This is a genomic window from Thalassomonas sp. M1454, assembly GCF_007097525.1.
GTDB lineage: Bacteria > Pseudomonadota > Gammaproteobacteria > Enterobacterales > Alteromonadaceae > Thalassotalea_A.
On the sequence record NZ_VKDD01000002.1, the window covers coordinates 653459 to 672247 of the forward strand.

At 35.4% G+C, this 18789-nt stretch carries 17 protein-coding genes and 1 tRNA gene; 8 read left to right on the forward strand and 10 right to left on the reverse strand.

Going from position 1 to position 18789, the window contains the following annotated elements; all coding sequences use genetic code 11:
• The first annotated feature begins 23 nt into the window (after positions 1-23).
• The 3 genes from FNN08_RS04885 to bioD are packed head-to-tail and all read left to right on the forward strand — an operon-like array spanning position 24 to position 2666.
• Positions 24-1199, forward strand: coding sequence for an aminotransferase class I/II-fold pyridoxal phosphate-dependent enzyme (locus tag FNN08_RS04885; RefSeq protein WP_143583616.1), 1176 nt, complete (start codon positions 24-26; stop codon positions 1197-1199).
• Positions 1181-1978 carry a malonyl-ACP O-methyltransferase BioC gene (bioC, locus tag FNN08_RS04890; protein WP_143583617.1) on the forward strand — a complete coding sequence of 266 codons (798 nt, stop codon included), beginning with the start codon at positions 1181-1183 and terminating at the stop codon, positions 1976-1978. Before FNN08_RS04885 ends, bioC begins: the two co-directional genes overlap by 19 nt.
• 16 nt (positions 1979-1994) lie before the next feature.
• Positions 1995-2666: a dethiobiotin synthase gene (bioD, locus tag FNN08_RS04895; RefSeq protein ID WP_143583618.1), complete on the forward strand. Its 672-nt coding sequence runs from the start codon at positions 1995-1997 to the stop codon at positions 2664-2666.
• On the opposite strand, the gene FNN08_RS04900 is transcribed toward bioD, so the two are convergent.
• The 6 genes from FNN08_RS04900 to FNN08_RS04925 all read right to left on the reverse strand — a co-directional run bounded on the left by FNN08_RS04900 (position 2663) and on the right by FNN08_RS04925 (position 7324).
• The gene (locus FNN08_RS04900) at positions 2663-3037 is read right to left on the reverse strand and encodes a hypothetical protein (RefSeq protein WP_143583619.1); all 375 of its coding nucleotides are present in this window, start codon (positions 3035-3037) and stop codon (positions 2663-2665) included. The genes bioD and FNN08_RS04900 overlap by 4 nt on opposite strands.
• Positions 3038-3222: 185 nt before the next feature.
• Positions 3223-3927: a dipeptidase PepE gene (gene pepE / locus FNN08_RS04905; RefSeq protein WP_143583620.1), complete on the reverse strand. Its 705-nt coding sequence runs from the start codon at positions 3925-3927 to the stop codon at positions 3223-3225.
• Positions 3928-3984: 57 nt separating this feature from the next.
• Positions 3985-4410, reverse strand: a complete 426-nt coding sequence (locus FNN08_RS04910; RefSeq protein WP_143583621.1) for a type II toxin-antitoxin system HicB family antitoxin — start codon at positions 4408-4410, stop codon at positions 3985-3987.
• An 803-nt stretch (positions 4411-5213) separates the two neighbouring features.
• Positions 5214-5290: transfer RNA gene (locus tag FNN08_RS04915), tRNA-Pro, on the reverse strand.
• 112 nt (positions 5291-5402) lie between these two features.
• On the reverse strand, positions 5403-7085 hold the full coding sequence (locus FNN08_RS04920) for a DUF3413 domain-containing protein (RefSeq protein ID WP_143583622.1): 1683 nt from the start codon (positions 7083-7085) through the stop codon (positions 5403-5405).
• 20 nt (positions 7086-7105) lie between these two features.
• Positions 7106-7324, reverse strand: coding sequence for a DUF1414 domain-containing protein (locus FNN08_RS04925; protein ID WP_143583623.1), 219 nt, complete (start codon positions 7322-7324; stop codon positions 7106-7108).
• A gap of 156 nt (positions 7325-7480) precedes the next feature.
• Here FNN08_RS04925 and yejK point away from each other — a divergent pair, with 156 nt between their 5' ends.
• The 4 genes from yejK (at position 7481) to FNN08_RS04945 (ending at position 11449) form a co-directional block, all read left to right on the forward strand.
• A complete protein-coding gene (gene yejK / locus FNN08_RS04930; protein ID WP_143583624.1) occupies positions 7481-8524 on the forward strand; it encodes a nucleoid-associated protein YejK in 1044 nt (347 codons plus the stop codon).
• Positions 8525-8680: 156 nt separating this feature from the next.
• Positions 8681-9709 (forward strand): dihydroorotase, encoded by a 1029-nt coding sequence (gene pyrC / locus FNN08_RS04935; RefSeq protein WP_143583625.1) that lies wholly within the window; start codon positions 8681-8683, stop codon positions 9707-9709.
• Positions 9710-9726: 17 nt separating this feature from the next.
• Positions 9727-10605 carry a 6-carboxytetrahydropterin synthase gene (locus tag FNN08_RS04940; protein WP_143584571.1) on the forward strand — a complete coding sequence of 293 codons (879 nt, stop codon included), beginning with the start codon at positions 9727-9729 and terminating at the stop codon, positions 10603-10605.
• Positions 10598-11449 (forward strand): M23 family metallopeptidase, encoded by an 852-nt coding sequence (locus tag FNN08_RS04945; protein WP_221931766.1) that lies wholly within the window; start codon positions 10598-10600, stop codon positions 11447-11449. Before FNN08_RS04940 ends, FNN08_RS04945 begins: the two co-directional genes overlap by 8 nt.
• Before the next feature lie 53 nt (positions 11450-11502).
• On the opposite strand, the gene FNN08_RS04950 is transcribed toward FNN08_RS04945, so the two are convergent.
• The 4 genes from FNN08_RS04950 to FNN08_RS04965 form a co-directional block, all read right to left on the reverse strand.
• Positions 11503-12780, reverse strand: coding sequence for a tyrosine-type recombinase/integrase (locus FNN08_RS04950; protein WP_143583626.1), 1278 nt, complete (start codon positions 12778-12780; stop codon positions 11503-11505).
• Positions 12781-13241: 461 nt separating this feature from the next.
• Positions 13242-16250, reverse strand: coding sequence for a PqiB family protein (locus tag FNN08_RS04955; RefSeq protein ID WP_143583627.1), 3009 nt, complete (start codon positions 16248-16250; stop codon positions 13242-13244).
• On the reverse strand, positions 16237-16878 hold the full coding sequence (locus FNN08_RS04960) for a paraquat-inducible protein A (RefSeq protein WP_221931767.1): 642 nt from the start codon (positions 16876-16878) through the stop codon (positions 16237-16239). The genes FNN08_RS04955 and FNN08_RS04960 overlap by 14 nt, the downstream gene beginning before the upstream one ends.
• Entirely contained in the window at positions 16871-17476 is a 606-nt protein-coding gene (locus FNN08_RS04965; RefSeq protein WP_185962566.1) for a paraquat-inducible protein A, read from the reverse strand. The genes FNN08_RS04960 and FNN08_RS04965 overlap by 8 nt, the downstream gene beginning before the upstream one ends.
• A gap of 372 nt (positions 17477-17848) precedes the next feature.
• On the opposite strand from FNN08_RS04965, the gene FNN08_RS04970 reads away from it, so the two are divergent.
• The gene (locus FNN08_RS04970; RefSeq protein WP_143583629.1) at positions 17849-18643 is read left to right on the forward strand and encodes a MipA/OmpV family protein; all 795 of its coding nucleotides are present in this window, start codon (positions 17849-17851) and stop codon (positions 18641-18643) included.
• The last annotated feature ends 146 nt before the right edge of the window (positions 18644-18789 follow it).

Here is an 18789-nt window from a genome sequence, read left to right on the forward strand (position 1 = left end):
CTTAGTGCAACGCAGATAAAATAATGTCTTTTAACTTTATTCGTGAGCAATTAGCGCAGCAAAAGTCCGATAATCTTGATCGTAATCGTGTTGTGCTAAGCCATTCTACTGGGCGTTTGTTATCGTTTGATGGTATTGAATATATAAACTTTTCATCAAATGATTACTTAGGCCTAGCAGATCATAGCGACATAAAAACAGCTTATATTAAAGGCATCGAGAAGTACGGCACTAGTGCTTGTTCATCTTCATTAATTACCGGCTATACCAAAGCCCATAAGCAATTAGAAGAAAACTTAGCACAATGGTTAAACGCAGAGCGCTGTTTGTTATTTGCAAGTGGGTTTAGTGCAAATTGTGGCGTGTTGCATACTTTAGGTGCGCAAGCTTCTGTGGGTTTTTACTTAGATAAATTGTCACACGCATCACTAATCGATGGGGCTTTTAATTCAAAAGCAAAATCTAAACGCTTTCGGCACAATGATGTAACTCATTTAGATAAGCTTCTAACGACCAGCTCAACAGACAGTAACTTAGTAGTTACTGAAGGCGTGTATAGTATGGATGGTGATTGCGCTCCTTTAACTCAAATAAAGGCAACGTGCGATGCAAATGATAGTTGGCTGTATATTGATGATGCCCATGGTATTGGTGTTTTAGGAAGTGATGGCAGTGGTACAGCTTCTGAGCAAAATTTAAATACTGATAGCAATGTGATTCAAATGGCTACCTTTGGTAAAGCTATTGCAACTAATGGGGCAGTAGTTGCTGGTAATGAAGAGTTAATTGAATATTTTATTAATCGTAACCGCGAATACATTTACACAACAGCTATATCTCCAGCGTTAGCATTAGCAACAAATGCTAGTGTTGAGATTTGTAAAACTGAGCATTGGCGCCGTGAAAAAATTCAAAAATTAACTGCCTTGTTTAAATCCAAACTAGATAGTTCTATTGAAGTAACACCAACAGAGTCATCTATTATCGGCGTTATTGTTGGTAGTGAAATAAATACCCTATATTGCGCTCAAAAATTAAAAGATTTAGGTTTTTGGTTAACGGCAATTAGGCCACCAACGGTTGAAAATGGTAAATCAAGGTTACGCGTAACTATAACAGCAAGTCATAATGATAATGATATCAGCATGTTAGCTGAATCTATCAATGAGGTCATAGGCAAATGCCTACAGAACAATTAAAAGTAAAAATAGCCGATACTTTTGGCGCTGCATCTGAATCTTATGATGTTTCGGCACGCTTGCAACGTCAAAGTGGCAATATAATACTGTCTTATTTACAGCAAAATACAGCTAAAACTAAAAATCCAATTGTTGTTGATTTAGGAACAGGCACGGGTTATTTTGCCGACATTTTAAAGTCCGATCACCAAAATATTATTGGCTTAGATTTATCTAAATCTATGTTGCAATACGCGAGTAATAATCGTAATAAAGATATAAATTGGCTGGCTGCAGATATCCATCAACTGCCATTTGCTGATAACAGCATCGACATCATTTATTCTAATTTAGTTATTCAATGGTGCGATCCATTACATAAAGCGTTCGCAGAAATTGAAAGGGTACTTAAGCCAGGTGGTACTTTTGTATTTACTACTTTACTCGATGGTACGCTGTCTGAGCTGAAGAAAAGCTGGGCTAATGTAAATGATGATCAACACGTTATCGATTTTAAGCAATTAGTCGATGTGGAAAACGATATCAAAACAACTAATTTCAATATTGAGATCCTTAAGCAGCAGCCTATAGTCCTTGACTATATTAGTGTTAAGCACTTAGCTAATGAATTAAAAAGTCTAGGAGCAAGTCATTTACCTAACAAAGTAAATAAAGGCTTATCTGGCAAGGGCAGTTGGCAGAAAATGACCAAGGCTTACCAACAATTCCAATCAGATTCTGGTTGTTATCCGGCAACTTACCAACTTTGTACCGGTAAATTAGTTAAACACAAATTATAATTACAGTAGTATTGTTATGAAAAATTATTTTATTACCGCAACCGATACAGATGCTGGTAAAACTTTAGTTGCAGCTAGCCTTACTGGCGCATTGGTTAAACAAGGTAAAAAAGTCGCGGTTTATAAACCTATTTCTGCAGGCTGTGAGAATGTCGATGGCAAACTTGTCAACGGAGACGCATTAGAATTGCAGCAACAGGCTAATAGTAAGCAAAGTATCGAACAAATAAATCCAATAGCATTTGAAGAGCCAATCGCGCCACATATTGCAGCCCTAACTAAAAATGCTGTTATTACTTGTGATTTGATTAATTCTGGCTTTTCGGCAATAACAGAAAACAGTGCAGATATTACCATTACTGAAGGCGCGGGTGGTTGGCGTTTACCTTTGGGCAATGGTGAGTATTTATCAGATTTTGTAAAACAACAAAAGCTTGATGTTATTTTGGTTGTACATATGAAGCTTGGCTGTTTAAACCATGCCGTTCTTACTTATCAATCGATCATCAATGATGGTTTAAATGTTGTAGCGTGGGTTGCTAACTTTCCTGAACAGATGCCATATCTTCAACAGAATATTGATTACCTCAAAAGTGAAATAGAAGCGCCACTGATCGCACAAATTGATAGAGTTGAGTCACCACAACAAGCAATGGCTAAATTTGATTTATCAAACTTATCGAATTAATTAGTTGGCGTAGGCGTGGGTTTCGCAAAAATCCCTTTATCTTTTTTAGTTAGAATCACTCCATCGATTACCATAGTCCATTTTTCATCCACATAGGTAGGTGGGCTATTAATTGCAAAAGTAAATAGATAGCCTGACACAAATTCTTTATCGGTAAATTCAGTTATAGGCATGTTTATTTTTGAGTTACCGCCATCATCAGACCTAGCATAATTAAACGTTCCACTAGGCCAAATGGTCATTGAAACAAACACTCTACCTTCGCGGGCGCTTTCCCAAAAGCCAATATAATTTTGCTTGTCTGCTGGTAAGTTTGTCGCACATCCTGTTATACAAAAAGTGATCAACAGTATTAAAACTTTAGAATCCATCCTGATCTAATTGCCTCTTTTTTTTATTTTAAAACTTAATATAGTACTGTAATAGAATAAGTTCAAGCAACTAAGTGCTTAGTTAGATAAGGATAACTTGTTCTATTAATGGCTGTTTTTAAGGAGGTTTTTGCTGAGTATTGGAAAAGTAGGCTGTTATAAACGTTTAATAACAGCCGTTATAATTATAGTAAATAACTTAAGTCTGTTTCGGCATTAACTATCTGTTTATCTTGGTTTGAAAATAAATAGCCTACATCAGGGCCAATTAAACTAAGTTTATTATTACTTAGTTTTAACGCTGTACCTTCAACAATACCAACGATATAAGTCTCAGGGTTCAGTACCATAAACTCACTTAGTCGCTGTTCGCGCGTTTCTCCGTTAAAACCTGGAGGGTTATAATCTGTGTAGTGGGGGTTCAATTGCACAGGTATTAAATTTAACGCATCGAAACTAGGTGGCTGAATAATCGGCATGTCATTAGTCGTTCTTATCGTCATGCCGGCAATGTTCGAACCTGCACTCCATCCTATATAAGGTGTACCTGAGTTTACTTTTTCTTGAATCGCTGGAATAAGATTGTTTTGGTAAAGCTCATTTAATAAATTGAAGGTATTTCCGCCCCCGACTAAAATTGCTTTTGCATTGTTTATTGCTGCAACTGGATCAGCAAAGCTATGAATACCTTTTACCGAAACGTTAATATCGGTAAGTGCATCTGCTACTTTGTCGGTGTAGTCATCATTTGACATTGTTACGCCTGCAAAAGGGATAAAAATAACTTCATCAATTGTATTTAGATGATCGCTGATCATGGCTTTTGCATGGTCTAAATAAGCAGTGTCACCAACACGAGAGCTGCTTAATAGTAATAAGTTCTTATTCATTTATATTCTTCTTTTACTTCTATAAAAAGTTAACCGCCCAATTATACCAATAGTTAATTAGTGATGTTCTACTGTTTTGCTTTTATTTAACTCATTAATAGCAGCTAAAGCTAAAAATCCCGAGCGTGTTTTATGGTTGGCATCTATTGCTACCGCGTCATCAATTTTCTTTATTAACAGCTCTGGTAGGGTAACGTTTATTTTATGACTCTTGCCAAGAAAAGGGGTTATATCTAAATCAACAACAGCCCAAACACCACCTCTATATTCCATTTTTGAAACATGAGTTTCAAAGGTTGAAGCACTTGGAATATCTTCACCGTATTCGGCTAATAATGACAGGTGTGATTCTATAACCGCAATGATCTCATTTAAAGCATCATCCATAGATTTTGCTCTGCATGTACAACCTGGAAGATCAGGTACTGTTACTTTGTAATCGCTCGATTCAGGGTTAAATAATAAAACAATAGGGAAGCGCATAATGGTTCTCAAAGATAATTAAATCAAAATTTAGATAACTCTAGCAACCCTACAATATAAAATCAACTAGACTCTGGTAACTCTATGCGAAATAACTCAACACACCCCAATAACTCCAAGCTATACCTACTAGTGAACTCTGGTAACTCTATAGTGATTGGTGTGAATACTTACCTACCTTATAGTTATCTACAGTAAGGCAATTTAATTTTAGAGCTTATAAACATTGAGTTTCAGCAATTAGAATTATGACGTTATACAGAATTTATCCACAAATAAAATGTCAATCACCTAGTTGGGGTTATTAGATTCCTTTGCTGATATTTTAGACATTATAAATAAAGTGAAATATGGTTTGTTTTTAGAAATATATTAGCGAAATTAAAATATGATTAATGTTGGGATTTGTTAAATTTAAAGGAAGAATTGTTTTGATTTTCAAATTAAATATCAGGGTGTTTTTACGTGTGTTTTTTTTAATTTTTGAGGATGCCAATCTTATTACTAATTAAGATGATTTTTAAACAAATGAAGCAAGTATCTGGGTGGATATAGCTACAAATATAATGTGGAAAATATGATGGCATTTTGAATAGCTAAGTTAGGTACCTAAATATTTTTCATGACATGAATTAAACATCGATTAGTTTAAAATTAATACGTTTTATATCAAGCTCATTTAATACTAAAGTTAGCTAACGGTGTTAGAAGGGAATGTAAATTTTGTTATCGCTATAGATTTGTAATGGAAGTAGTTAAAGGAAGTAAAATAGTTCATAGAAGCTATTTCAGTAAAGTTTAAATGGTCGGGATGACAAGATTCGAACTTGTGACCTCACGCCCCCCAGGCGCACGCGCTACCAAGCTGCGCTACACCCCGACACGGGTTTCCAAAAGAGGAGTTGATATTGTTAAAGATATTGCTTGCTAATGCAACGAATTAATAAGCCTAAAAGCTTGATTGCCTATTAATTCGTCGTGTTAGAGGAAGGTTATTTAGTTTGCGTAGAGTTATTTTTACTAAATTTGTTGATGTATTGAACGCCATCTATCATTAGAGGGAAGTTTGAACTTTCCGAAATTAACGTTTCTAAGTGTATTGAATAGCTTTCGAAATTACCTTGCTGGTCGATAAATACTGTTTTGTCTTTTTTAAAGACCATTAAACCAGAGTCCATAGTATTGGCTATTATTCTATCATCACGTAAACGGTACAGGTTTTTACCACTACTGTAACTGCCATAAGTTAAATCACATTTAAGCCAGTCTCTCATTAGCGTTGGTTGTATATCCATAGGACTTGATAGCTGAGTTACTTTTTCAGCATCTCTTTGTGGCCATATAAGTAATGATGGCTTGTTTTGGAAGCTGCTCTCTTTGCTTAGATTACCTATTGAACTAATGAAGATAATGTCTTTAGTTTGCTTTTGCTGTTGAGCAAGTAATAGGGCATTCACAAATAACTCATACTGATAGTCTGATTTACCGCTGAAGTAAAATACTTGCAAGCCTGGTGCATAACCATTAAGTTTATCGGCAAATACAAATTCAGAGATATCTTTGTGTTGTTGAGTATCACTAAATAAACGCTCAATATTACCTGGTACTGAATTAATTTCTTTATCACCGATAAAGCTAACCAATGAGCTTTCCATTTCAAGTGTATTTAATTGCTGTAATAACACCGGAGCTTTATCTTGATTATATATTCCATGCTTATAGATAGTCGGCAAGGAATAAAACAAATTAAACCATGCGTTTTTATTAACCGCACTATCCATATGATTAAAAAATTGAGTTGGTTTTACTTGCGAACGAGCCTTAAATTGTTTTATTTGGTTATTGCTAAGAGTTTTCTCATTAAGTACTAATATTACCGATTGCTTTGGCTTTTCTTGTGATTGACATTGATCGGTAACTTCTAAATAGCTAGGTACTTCTAAATTAAAACTAATAGGGCTATTTTTACGTTGTTCATAGTCATCACGATTAAATAAGCCATATTTTGTTAAAAGCGTTTTAGCTGTTGCAGGGTAAGAGTATGGCAAAACTGTGTCTTGACGTAATACGTTATATTCGAGTTTTGCATCCGCCCATACATGTATAAAGTGGCTTACAAAGAAAGATGCGATTAATCCAAATACAAAAAAACGGGGAAAACGTCTGTTTTTTAGCTCGCGTAAATGGCGCCAAGCATAATTACTTACCACTAATTCATAAATTAATATCGCAACAAAAGAAAATATGGCAACCCCAGAAAATGACATACTGTTATTGCGCATTTGTTCTTTAAGCAAGTTTACTATTTGACTAGTGGATGAAATATTAAGGTGATAGCCTAACTGCGAGTAGGTAAAGCCATCAAGTACAAGTAATGTTAGGGCTGCAGTGAAAATAACTGAAGCTGCACCTCGTATAAAATTGGTCCTTGGAAATAACAGTGTTAAAGGGAAAACAGTAAGGACAAAGCAAATAAAGGTAAGAAAAGCCATGTGACTAAACCAGTTAGTCAGCATATAAATTTTACCTATAACACCTTCAGGAACGCCTTCGGCATCTAAAAATATAATAGCGATTAAAATTGCCGCTATTATATTGAAAAAAGTAAACCAATGACCCCAGCTGATCAGATGTAATAAACGCTTACTATAAGAACTATTTTCGTTACTAACCATTATTTATTATCGCAAATATGTTATTTTGTTTTTATTGAACGCTGTAAAGCGCTTGCAAATGAATTCGAGATAGCTTCTCTTTGGCTTTCTGGAACTTGATTATTTATAATGGTGGAAATTGTATTTCCTAAGCACATAAGTGCTAAATCTGTAGACGCTTCTTCATTAACAAGTATATCAAGTAAATCTTGGATGATTTTTTCTACACGTTCGTTAGAATATTTTGAGACAATAGGCATTATTTTATTAAAAGATCCTGTAAGTAGGTTAACGATTATCATTAACCGATTATGAATTATCCGCCAGTTTATCAAATGCTTGCGCAATATAAAACTGAACATTAATTACTATTATAACCCTTATCCACAATAAATAAGAAAATCTGACAAATTATTATGAGTTTAATTATACACAACATAGATCTGCACTACCTTTCAAAAGCAGAAAATGACCCAACGGTAACACTTAAAGCAAGTGCTGGACCTATTGAAGTTACACCTAAAATGGAAGGGTTTGTTGAGTCTTTGCATAACATCTATAACAGTAAAGCAAGCAAAGCCTTTGGTGGTTTTAAAACAGAGCCTATGGATGGTTTTGAAAAACCTTTTGATCATTTGCTAGAAGATTATTTACAAAATGAAGCTGACTTCATTCCTTTTTCAAACCAAGCAAGCATGCGCTTAAAAACTGAATTAGAAAAATATGAGTTAGCAGAAACGGGTTATTTAGTTACTTGTCATTATGAAATGCTTGGTGGTAAATACCTTATAGTGGCGTTACTACCAATCACAGAGCATTACTTTGTTGATGGTGAATTAAATATTTCAGCCGACCAACATATAGACACTTCTAAGGTTCAATTAGCTGCTCGTATCGATTTATTTGCTTATCGAGATAACAAAGAAGCAGGCCGCTACATCTCATTTATAAAAGGGCGTGCAGGTAGAAAAGTTTCAGATTTTTTCTTAGATTTTTTAAATTGTGAAGAAGGCGTTAATCCAAAACAGCAGTCGGAAGTTTTAGTTCAAGCGGTAGAAGACTTTGTCAGTGTTAATCAACTTAACGCCGATGAAAAACAAACAACCCGTAAAGAGTTATTATCTTACTGTAAAGAGCAGCAACAAACGGGCAAAGAAGTTGACTTAAAGGAGCTATCACAAGCAATTCCGCATGAGGAAAATGGTGAAGAATTCTTTAACTTCTGTAAAGCAAATGATTATGAAATAGAAGAGTCATTCCCTCATGATCAAACGGTAATTAATAAAGTGACTAAGTATTCTGGATACGGTGCTGGTATAAGTGTCAGTTTTGAGCGTTCGCACTTTGGCACAGATGTTACTTATAACCCGGTAAAAGGTTCTTTAACAATACATAAAGTGCCACCAAATTTGAAAGACCAATTAATGAAACTTCTTGCAAGTGAAGAAACAGAAGATTAATTGCAGATTATTCAACTAATAGCGAGTGTAATTCTTGCCTTGTAGACTAGCTACAGGTAGGATCTCGTTATATTTTACGCAGACAAAATTTACAGGTTCAGTTTCATTATAAAGCGATTAGCTAACTAAGATATTGAACCCAAAAAAAGGCAAATTATGACAACTTTAACTATTACTCGCCCAGATGACTGGCATGTACATTTACGTGACGGTGATTTATTAAAAGATACCGTGAATGATATTGGCCGATATTTTGGCCGCGCCATCATTATGCCAAACCTTGTTCCTCCAGTAATGAATGCCGAGCAAGCACAGGCTTACCATGATCGAATTCAAGCGGTTAATACTCATAAGCAATTTCAGCCTTTAATGGTGTTATACCTTACAGACAACACAACGGTTGAAGATATTAAGCAAGCTAAAGCTTCTGGTATAGTGTACGCTGCAAAACTTTACCCTGCAGGTGCTACAACTAATTCAGACTCTGGCGTAACAGATATAAATAATATCTACCCAGTATTAGAAGCAATGCAGGAAGCAGGCTTACCATTACTTTTACATGGTGAAGTAACAGACAACGACATTGACATTTTTGATCGTGAAAGAGTTTATATCGATAGAATTTTAACGCCTGTAGTTAAAGATTTTCCTAAGTTACGCATAGTACTAGAGCATATTACTACTAAAGATGCGGTTGACTTTGTTATGAGTGCAGGTGAAAACGTTGCAGCTACAATTACAGCTCATCACTTATTATTTAACCGTAACCATATGTTAGTTGGCGGTATTCGTCCGCATTACTTCTGTTTACCTATTTTAAAGCGTAACACTCATCAAGAAGCCTTGATTAAAGCTGCTACTAGCGGTAATTCAAAGTTTTTCTTAGGTACTGATTCTGCGCCACATATTAAAGGCAATAAAGAAAATGCTTGTGGTTGTGCTGGTTCATATACAGCGCATGCTGCAATTGAGTTATATGCCGAAGTATTTGAACAAGAAAATGCTTTAGATAAGCTTGAAGCTTTTGCCAGTCATAATGGCCCTGACTTTTACCAATTACCACGCCATGAAGATACAATCACGCTTAGCAAAGAAAGCTGGGATGTACCTGAAACCATGCCTTTAGGTAACGATGTCGTTGTTCCTATTCGCGCAGGCGAGCAAATTTTATGGAAAGTTAAATAGGACTTATCATGAAAAGCATGCAATTGTTTGTAAATGATTTAACCGTTATTGATTTCTCCTACCTTTGTAGTGACAGGGGAGTCGTTGGTGAAAGTTGGATTGTTGATGTATTGCTTTCTGGCGATTTAAATGCTGAAAGTATGGTTCTTGATTTTGGTATTGTTAAAAAGCAAATCAAAGCCATTATTGATGAAGCTGTAGATCATAAATTAGTTTTACCTATGCAAAACCCTGATTTAAAAGTGACTGAATCACATCGTGATAACCATCTTTTTGTCGATTTTGACATTACAGACAATGAATTGTATTTACATTCTCCGGCGCAAGCATTTGCTCAGATAGATACTGATAAAATCACTGAAGAATCAGTTACGCGTTACCTTGAAGTTGTTATAAAACAACAGCTTCCGGAGAACGTGCAAGGGCTAACATTAAACTTAAGACCAGAGAAAATTGAGGGTAGTTACTACCATTACACTCATGGTTTAAAGAAACATGATGGTAATTGTCAAAGAATAGCGCATGGTCATCGCTCTACTATAAACATTTTTGAAAATGATATTCGCAGTGTTGAGCTTGAACAAAAGTGGTGTAAACGATGGCAGGATATTTATCTTGCCAGCGATGTTGATAGTATTAAATTAGAACAAGTTGAGCTTTCAATTCAGGCGAAATCTAAATTGCAGCCCGATCACCAATTCTTTTCTTACTACGCTCCTCAAGGTCGATTTGATATAGCAGTACGTAACAAAAGATTAGAAGTGGTTGATTGTGATTCAACGGTAGAATTACTAGCAGATTATATTGCTAGGCAGTTAAAACAAGAAAATTTAAATAACACTTACAAAGTTGTTGCTTTTGAAGGTGTTGGTAAAGGAGCTATAGCGAGTGTTTAAAAGAAATAGCATAAAAACTATATTAGCAGCGGTATCATTATTTGCAGTAGCTAATGTTAGTTATGCCAAGGTTGCTTTTCAACTTGAAGGTGATGTAACTCAAGGTAGCTTGCTTGTTGGTAAAACGAGCCCGACTAGTCAGGTGTTTTATGACGAAACGCCACTTAAACTTTCTCGCCATGGTTATTTCACTTTTGGTTTTTCACGTGATGATGTAGAAACGCATAAGCTTTATATTAAAGCTAAAAATGGTGAAGACTTAACACAATACTTAACGCCTAAAAAGCGTGAATATAATATTCAAAAAGTAGAAGGCATTGATAAAAAAATCATGCAACCAAGTGAGGAAGCTCTTAAACGTATTGCTCAAGACTCAATACAAATAAGGGCTGCAAGGGCGGTTGCATCTGATAATATCGATTTCGCTCATGGCTTCAAAGCCCCAGCAAAAGGTCGTATTACCGGAGTTTACGGTAGCCAGAGATTTTATAATGGTGTTCCTAAAAATCCTCATTTTGGATTAGATTATGCTGGACCTACAGGAACATTAGTTAAAGCACCAGCTGCAGGTATCGTTACTTTATGGGTACCTGATATGTTTTATTCTGGAGGTACACTGATCATTGATCATGGCCATGGAGTTACTTCAACATTTTTGCACTTAAGTGGCTCAAAAGTTAAAGTTGGCGATCATGTTAAGCAAGGTCAAAATGTTGCCATGATAGGTTCGACAGGGCGTTCAACTGGCCCGCATTTAGATTGGCGTATTAACTGGCATGATGTTCGTTTAGATCCCGCTCTTGCTTTAAAATTACCAAATTTCCATACCTACAAAAAGAAATAAAAACAATGAGTTACGATGATTTCTGTTAAGGTATTATCGTAACTCGTTAATTTTTATCTACTTTCAATTATACGTTTCTTACCTGACTTAGCTCGCTCTAAGTGATCAGATTGAACGTAAACTCTATCTGTTGTGCCCATGCTTGCGTGACCAAGTTCGTCTGCCATGTGTTTTAATGGCCTTGAATCTATGTCCATCGAAGCTCCAGTATGTCTTAGCCAGTGAGTTGTTGCTTCTTTTAATGTTTGCGCTTCATCTTTAAAACCTTCACGCACCATTTGTTCATAAGAATAATCAAACGCTTGTTGCACAATGCGGCGAAGTTGCCTAGATGTCATGCCTCCAGAGCCTTTTAGTTTATGAATTAATGGATCTGTTTCACTAGATAATGGATAACCTGACAATCCTCGACTTGCTCGATAGCGAATTAAGTAGCTAACATAAGAGTCGGGCACTGATACATCCCGTTGTTTAGAGCCTTTACCAAAGACTTTAAACCAATAGTTTTTATCCTTATCTTGCCAAAAATGTCCCATAACTGGCGACCAATTTGTACGCTCTGAAAGTTCGGATATACGAAGATACAAGGTTTTTAAGCTGGCAATAAGGAACAATGTACGTTCATGATCAGGATTTTCATTTGCCATTTTTACACTTGATTCAAGTATATAGTCCCATTGTAGAGACGATAAACGACGAACTTCAGTAAAAGAACTGTCTTTAATTAAATACGGGCAATCCTTTTTAACTGATGAAATTGCATTTCCAAATGCATAATCCTCAGTAACTAAGTAGTCGTAGTATACATTTAACACTGAAAACGTAGCTTTTAATGTATCTTGAGAACATTGATAGTTAAGCTTTTTTTGTTTGTAATCTATGTCATCAAGACGTTGAGCTTTAGGGACTTTAACCGTGAACGGTCGCCATTGATCATTAACAGCTCGAATACCATTTTTATTTTCAAACCGGGCGCAGACATTACTTGAAATCCAGTTATGTGGAGGCTTATGTATAAAATCTATGTAGCTTTCTAAATCTCGGCGTTTAAGTTGGACAACAGATTTGTTGGCAATGAGCCAAGACCAGAGTAAAAACTTTTCAGTTTCGCCACGAAATAAATTATAAGTTGCTTCATTGCGACGTCCTTTAGACTGCAAGAACTCCTTAGTAAATTTATAATCTTGCTTTGCATCAGCAACAGTTTTACAAATGTTTTCGACAAAGATTTCAACGTTGGGGTTGTCATCTGTGAATAATTGATTTTTACCAAGTTGTAAAAAGTATCGGTGAGAATCAAATAAAGGTTCGGCATTAAATTGATCGGACATATAAACTTACCAGGTTATTATTTTTATTGAGTTTTCTAGCTATCTAAGGATTAAACCATGATAACCGCCCCAAACCATAATGTCTACTAATTAACATTAACGGACATTTTAGTAAGTAGGATATCCCCTCGATTATCTATACTTAGCTATTGCTTATTAGTTTTCAGATTATTACTTAATTCATAACTTAAAATATAAAATGATGTTTAGCTTTCATTTCACAGCAATAAAACGCGCTGCTACGTAAAATTATTAGTATATTGCCCCGTAAACATAAATTTATTTCACGTAGCAGCGCCTATTATTTATACTTAACAAGCTGAATGTATTGATTTTATTGGGCTATCGAGATTTTTCATTAATTTTAAATGAAGTGTGTTTTACCTATTTTTAATAAAAAAATAAAAAGCCCATTAGATTTGACCTTAATGAGCTTTGTTTGGAATTGTTTTAGTTAAAATCTATTTAGTTAACTTTGGAGACCATTTTAACCAGTCGTCTTTAGCTTCATTATTTAATTTTATTTTGGCGCCGTTGTATAACGACTCAGCATTTTCAGTTTGTGTAGCAAAAGCAATACCACCAGCTAAGATTGTTTCTAATGATTCGGTATTTACTTTCATTCCTGAGAAAAGACCTGCGTCAACTTTAAATCCACTCACATTATAAAATTTACTTGAGCTATTTACTAAATGTTTGAATTGCTCTTCAATATTTATATATATTAAAACGCCATCGGCATCAGTGTTTAAACTCGAGCCTAAAACTTTACCAACTTTTATCTGACGGTAATAAATTGGACTCTCAGGCTGCAAACTACCGCGGCTTGTATTTGTTAATGTTAAATTTAATCCACTAGGTAATGTGGTTTTGGCAGGTTCAAACGTTAAACCGATAAAGTCTTGTTTATCATTGCCACTACCAGGTTTAACTCCTAAATAATTACCTGTGAAAAATGCTTTCGTATTTGCAACTCTAGCTGGGCTTACGTGTGGTTTTACATGCCAGAATTGAGTCGTTTCTTTGGCTAAATTTATATAATCTTTATTCAAACTTACCGTTAAAAAGGTTTTGGTAAGCTCAGGATTAAGTTTAACAGTCTTTACATGACCAACGATATGGCTATTAAATTGAACAGTAGCATTTTCATTGATATCAATAACTTGGTTGAAAGTGATATTGATATCTTTACCTGTTTCAAGCATGTCTTGATAACTTTCATGCAAGGTAAAAGTAGTTAATTCATCTACTGGTTTGTATAAATTTGCCCTGTGATTATCTAGAGCAATACCGCCACGAATGATACTTTGCATGCTTTCTGTTTGTACCGTCATACCAGTCATATCAGCATCGACTTTAAAGCCACTGGCTAGATAAAAACTTGAACCGTCAGCAATTAAGTAGCGAAATTGCTCTTCGATAGTAACAAATACATCAATGCTTAATTTATCGTCACTAAAATCGATAGATTCAATTTCACCGATATACATTTTCTTAAACGTTATTGGTGAACCAACATCAATAGAGCCGGCATGCTTGGCATTTAATCTAAGTTGTAAACCTTCATCTTCAGCTATTTTTCTTGGTGCTTTCCTTAGCAGCTCAAACGATGATTTTGCAGCGCCCTTGCCTTGTTTTACTTGTAAAAAAGCACCAGTAATCAGTGCATTAAAACCAGCTACATAACCACTTGAAAGCTTAGGTTCAACAATCCAAACTTTACTTGTTTCTTTGAAAACTCCTTTAAAATCAGCTTGATACCCAACCGTAACAATCGCTGATTTTAAATCTGAAGAAGGCTTTACGTCACGAACTAAACCTATTTGTTTATCACCTAATAATAACTTTGTGATTCCTGGAATAATGTCAAATTTATCATCTGCAATAATAGTGATAGTCTCAGTATTTAAAGCATCTTCCAAGTTACTATTTAATGGGAATGTGTGGCCATTTTTAACATTTCCACCATTTTCAAAATCAATAGTTTGGAAAGCTAAGCCCCCTGCCAACATAGCTTGCATCGGTGCTGTTTTAATTGAAAATGTTTGTAAGATTGAACCTGACATTTCTATGCCACCTTGCTCATAAAATACACTGGTTGAATTGACTAAATCCATGTACTCCGGTTCAATAAAAATATGTACATTAAAGCGACGCTTATCTTCTGTAAGCTGGTGATCCTGCACGCTACCAACTTGTAGGTTTTTATAAAATATAGGCGCTCCAAATGATAACGAATCTACACTATCAGCAACAATATTTAGGTGGAGGCCTGGTTGATCAAATTTAATTGCTGGTGCTGTCGGTAGTACATCAAACTCTCTTGCTGGGGCACCACCGCCAAGCCTAAATGAAATGTATGAACCACTTAATAATCTATCTACATTAGATATTCCTGATAAACTAATACTTGGTTTAACAAGCCAAAATTCCATTTCTGAAAGTAGGTATGGCTCTAATCTTGGATCAAAGCTTACATCAGCTGTTACCCCGCCTCGTTCTTTGTCGTAAACGAAGTCTTCAACTAAGCCAACTTCAACACCTTCAAAGATCACTTTAGTTATACCAGCTCTGATGCCACTATCTTTAGGGAAATGCATTTTTACATTGATACCTGCCCGCGCTTCATCAAAACCTTCAAACAAAGGATACTCGGTGAAGTTTTGAACTTTTGTTGTGGTATCACCAAGCTCGGGAGTATAAAAGGCGATACCACCGCCAACTATAGAAGCAAAAGATTGCGTTCGAACTTTAAAACCAGATAAATCTCCAGTTAATTCAACACCACTAGCATTCCAAAAACGGGTATTTAATTTAATTAAATCTTTGTACTCTTCTTCGATTAATAGCTTAATCTCAATATGGCCTTTATCTTCTGAGAAATCATAGGCATAAACTTCACCGACAACGATTTGTTTATAATAAATATTAGTACCGTGGGTAACAGAGCCTAGCTCTTTTGCATGCAATGTAAGGTGTAAACCTGGAGAATCTTCAGCTTTCGGTGGTGGCTTTTTTAAAGAAACAAAGTTTCGAACGTTTTGCTTGCCAAGCTCTGGTAGCATTTCAAAATAGTTACCGGTAATCACGGTATCTAATCCTGATACGCCAGAAAGGCTAATTTCAGGTTTTACTAGCCAGATCAGACTGTTTTCAGTTAAATATTTATCGGTATTGCGATTCATTTCAACCGTTACATCGACAAAGTTAAGGTCGTCAGTAAAATCTAAATCGGTTACCACACCCAATGGGAAACCCTTATAGCGAACTTCAGTTTTACCTATGGTAATGCCATCGGCACTATCAACTCTAATAGTAATGTCGATACCGGAATCATTAAAAGCTTGAAATAGTAGCCACAGGCCAATTAATGCAGCTATAACTGGCAATAACCAAATCGAAGAGATTGGCGACTTTTTCTCAACTAATGCCTGTTGGACTGGCATATCATTATTATTATCTTGGTTCATCAACAGGATCCTTGTCCCAAAGTAAGCGTGGATCAAAACTATCAGCAGCAAAAATGGTTAAGATCACCATTACCCCAAAAGCGGTAGCTCCTGGGCCTGCAACAATTTCAACTATTGAGCCGATTTCAACCAGCGCAACAAGTAAAGCAACAACAAATACATCGAGCATTGACCAACGGCCAAAAAACTCAACAAAGCGATATAACTTGGTTCTTTTTTGTTTACTCAAATTGCCTTTCTTTTTTAAAGAATAAAGCAAAACATATAGACCAACAATTTTAGCTAAAGGTATGACAAAGCTTGCAATAAATACAATTGCAGCAATAGGATACATACCAAATTTCAGTAATAAAATAATGCCTGATAAGATGGTATCTGGTTGGCCCTTACCAAAATATAAGATGGTCATTATTGGAAACGCATTTGCAGGTATAAAAGCAATAGTCGAACAAATAGTCCATGCCCAACAGCGTTGTAGTGAATTGTGAAATCTTTGCTCAAGTTTTTCTTCACAGCGAGGACAATAACTATCCCCTTCTTCATTTACTTTAGAGACTAGATGGCATACTGAACACAAAGCTAAACCTTTATCTTTTGCCGTGATGACATCCATATTTTCATCAACCATTGTCTATCTTATCCCATATAAGAGGTTTATCTAGTGTCACTTTTAACGCAATAACACAAAGCATTAAGGCTGCAAAACACAACAAGCCGATGTTTAAAGATAAATCGGCCATACCGTTAAGCTTAAAGATAGAAACTAAGATCCCCACCATAAAAACTTCTAACATCTCCCAAGAATCAACTTTATGATAAAAAAGTAATAATTGTTTATACCAAGAGTCTTTTTGATAATTCAACTTAAGGCCAAGACAAATTATAAAAGCGGCCATTAACTTAATAAAAGGTGTAAAAATACAAAATATAAAGACTAAAGATGCAACTAGGAAAAGTTCACTTTGCCATAATGCGATCATTCCGGAGAACAAACTGGCCGAACTTTCTAACGATAGTATTTTCATCGACATTAACGGATAAAAAGTTGCCGGTAAAAATAGTAATAAACCAGATGCACTTATAGCGACTGTTCGGTTAATAGAATTTACTTTACGATGAAGGATATGGTGATGACAACGAGGACACGAAGCTACATGTCCAGATGGAATATCTTCTATTTGGATTAGATAATCGCATTCATTACAAGCAAATACTGTTTGCTGCACGTATATATCCCTAGAAATAAGTATTTTTATTATAACTTTATTGTGAAAAAAAAATTCTGTTTAGGCAAGGTTTATCTGCATTTCTTTAAATATTTAAATCATAAAAGTTAATATATTAATAACTGCGCTTTAAACTTATTTTTATTTGATGTAACTTAGTTGTAAATGGTTTAGTGGTTGTTTTTTGAACTATTTAGTGATTTCAGTTACATATAGATTCCAAGATCCTGATTTATTTGTAAAAATATGTAATTTGTAACTGATTTTCTTGCATCATTGTTATTTACAACTAATAATGAATGTACAAACATTTTTTACAATAACAATTAACTTGCAGTCAACAGCTGTTATTTGTCTTAAAGGAAATAAAATATGAAAAAACTATTAGCGACCTCATTACTTTTAGCTTCAGGTTCTGCATTTGCTGGCTCTGGTGCACTTTCTGGTGTAGACGCAGCAGCTGATGCATCACCATCAAAAGAAGAACAAGTTCAAGCAAAGAAAGATGATTGGACTTCTGGTTTCCACGGAATGGTTGGTTTAGCAGCTATTAACATGCCCACATGGGCTGGTGTTGATGACCAAGAAACTATTGGCGCACCATTAATTAACGTTCACTGGAAAGATACCGTATATTTTGAGTACAACAAGATCGGTGGTTGGTTATTTAAAAATGACGATAAAACATTCCGTGTTGGTTTAGTAGCTCGTTCTCGCCAAGGTTGTGATAAAGGCGATTGTAACATTCCAGGTTATGAAGTAGATGCATACGGTGTTGCCGGTGTTCGTGCAAAATGGCGTAACGGTCGATTCAGTATTGATGCATCTATTTTAGGTGCTTCAGAAGAAGATAGTGGCGGCGAAGCAGAATTCATCGCTAAATATACTTTCTTAGCTAACAAGCAAATGACTTTAACTGCAATGGCTAAATTAGAAATGCTATCTGAAGATGCTGTAGATTACTTATACTACGCAGATTCTGATGCTAACATCGATGCCGCAACTAATGTATCATTAGGTGTTATCGGTACTTATAACTTAAGTGCTGACTGGACTATGATTGGTGCAGTATTAGCGACAAGCTACGGCGATGACATTTCAGATGCACCTGGTGTAACTGAAGATTCTGGTACTACAGCGTTAATTGGTGCTACTTACCGTTTCTAATTAGATAAATTATTATCTATTAACTAAAGGTCTCATATGAGGCCTTTTTTATTGCCTAGTTATTTTGCAAATATTAACTTTAGAAGGTAATCAACTCTCTTCTGTAACATGAATTGATGATCGGGTTTTATAACTATGCCCTACTT

Excerpts from the sequence above, each read along its gene's own strand:
- FNN08_RS04885 (WP_143583616.1), top strand. The coding sequence starts at position 24 with ATGTCTTTTAACTTTATTCGTGAGCAATTAGCGCAGCAAAAGTCCGAT.
- bioC (WP_143583617.1), top strand. The coding sequence starts at position 1,181 with ATGCCTACAGAACAATTAAAAGTAAAAATAGCCGATACTTTTGGCGCT.
- bioD (WP_143583618.1), top strand. The coding sequence starts at position 1,995 with ATGAAAAATTATTTTATTACCGCAACCGATACAGATGCTGGTAAAACT.
- FNN08_RS04900 (WP_143583619.1), bottom strand. The coding sequence starts at position 3,037 with ATGGATTCTAAAGTTTTAATACTGTTGATCACTTTTTGTATAACAGGA.
- pepE (WP_143583620.1), bottom strand. The coding sequence starts at position 3,927 with ATGAATAAGAACTTATTACTATTAAGCAGCTCTCGTGTTGGTGACACT.
- FNN08_RS04910 (WP_143583621.1), bottom strand. The coding sequence starts at position 4,410 with ATGCGCTTCCCTATTGTTTTATTATTTAACCCTGAATCGAGCGATTAC.
- FNN08_RS04920 (WP_143583622.1), bottom strand. The coding sequence starts at position 7,085 with ATGGTTAGTAACGAAAATAGTTCTTATAGTAAGCGTTTATTACATCTG.
- FNN08_RS04925 (WP_143583623.1), bottom strand. The coding sequence starts at position 7,324 with ATGCCTATTGTCTCAAAATATTCTAACGAACGTGTAGAAAAAATCATC.
- yejK (WP_143583624.1), top strand. The coding sequence starts at position 7,481 with ATGAGTTTAATTATACACAACATAGATCTGCACTACCTTTCAAAAGCA.
- pyrC (WP_143583625.1), top strand. The coding sequence starts at position 8,681 with ATGACAACTTTAACTATTACTCGCCCAGATGACTGGCATGTACATTTA.
- FNN08_RS04940 (WP_143584571.1), top strand. The coding sequence starts at position 9,727 with ATGCAATTGTTTGTAAATGATTTAACCGTTATTGATTTCTCCTACCTT.
- FNN08_RS04950 (WP_143583626.1), bottom strand. The coding sequence starts at position 12,780 with ATGTCCGATCAATTTAATGCCGAACCTTTATTTGATTCTCACCGATAC.
- FNN08_RS04955 (WP_143583627.1), bottom strand. The coding sequence starts at position 16,250 with ATGAACCAAGATAATAATAATGATATGCCAGTCCAACAGGCATTAGTT.
- FNN08_RS04960 (WP_221931767.1), bottom strand. The coding sequence starts at position 16,878 with ATGGTTGATGAAAATATGGATGTCATCACGGCAAAAGATAAAGGTTTA.
- FNN08_RS04970 (WP_143583629.1), top strand. The coding sequence starts at position 17,849 with ATGAAAAAACTATTAGCGACCTCATTACTTTTAGCTTCAGGTTCTGCA.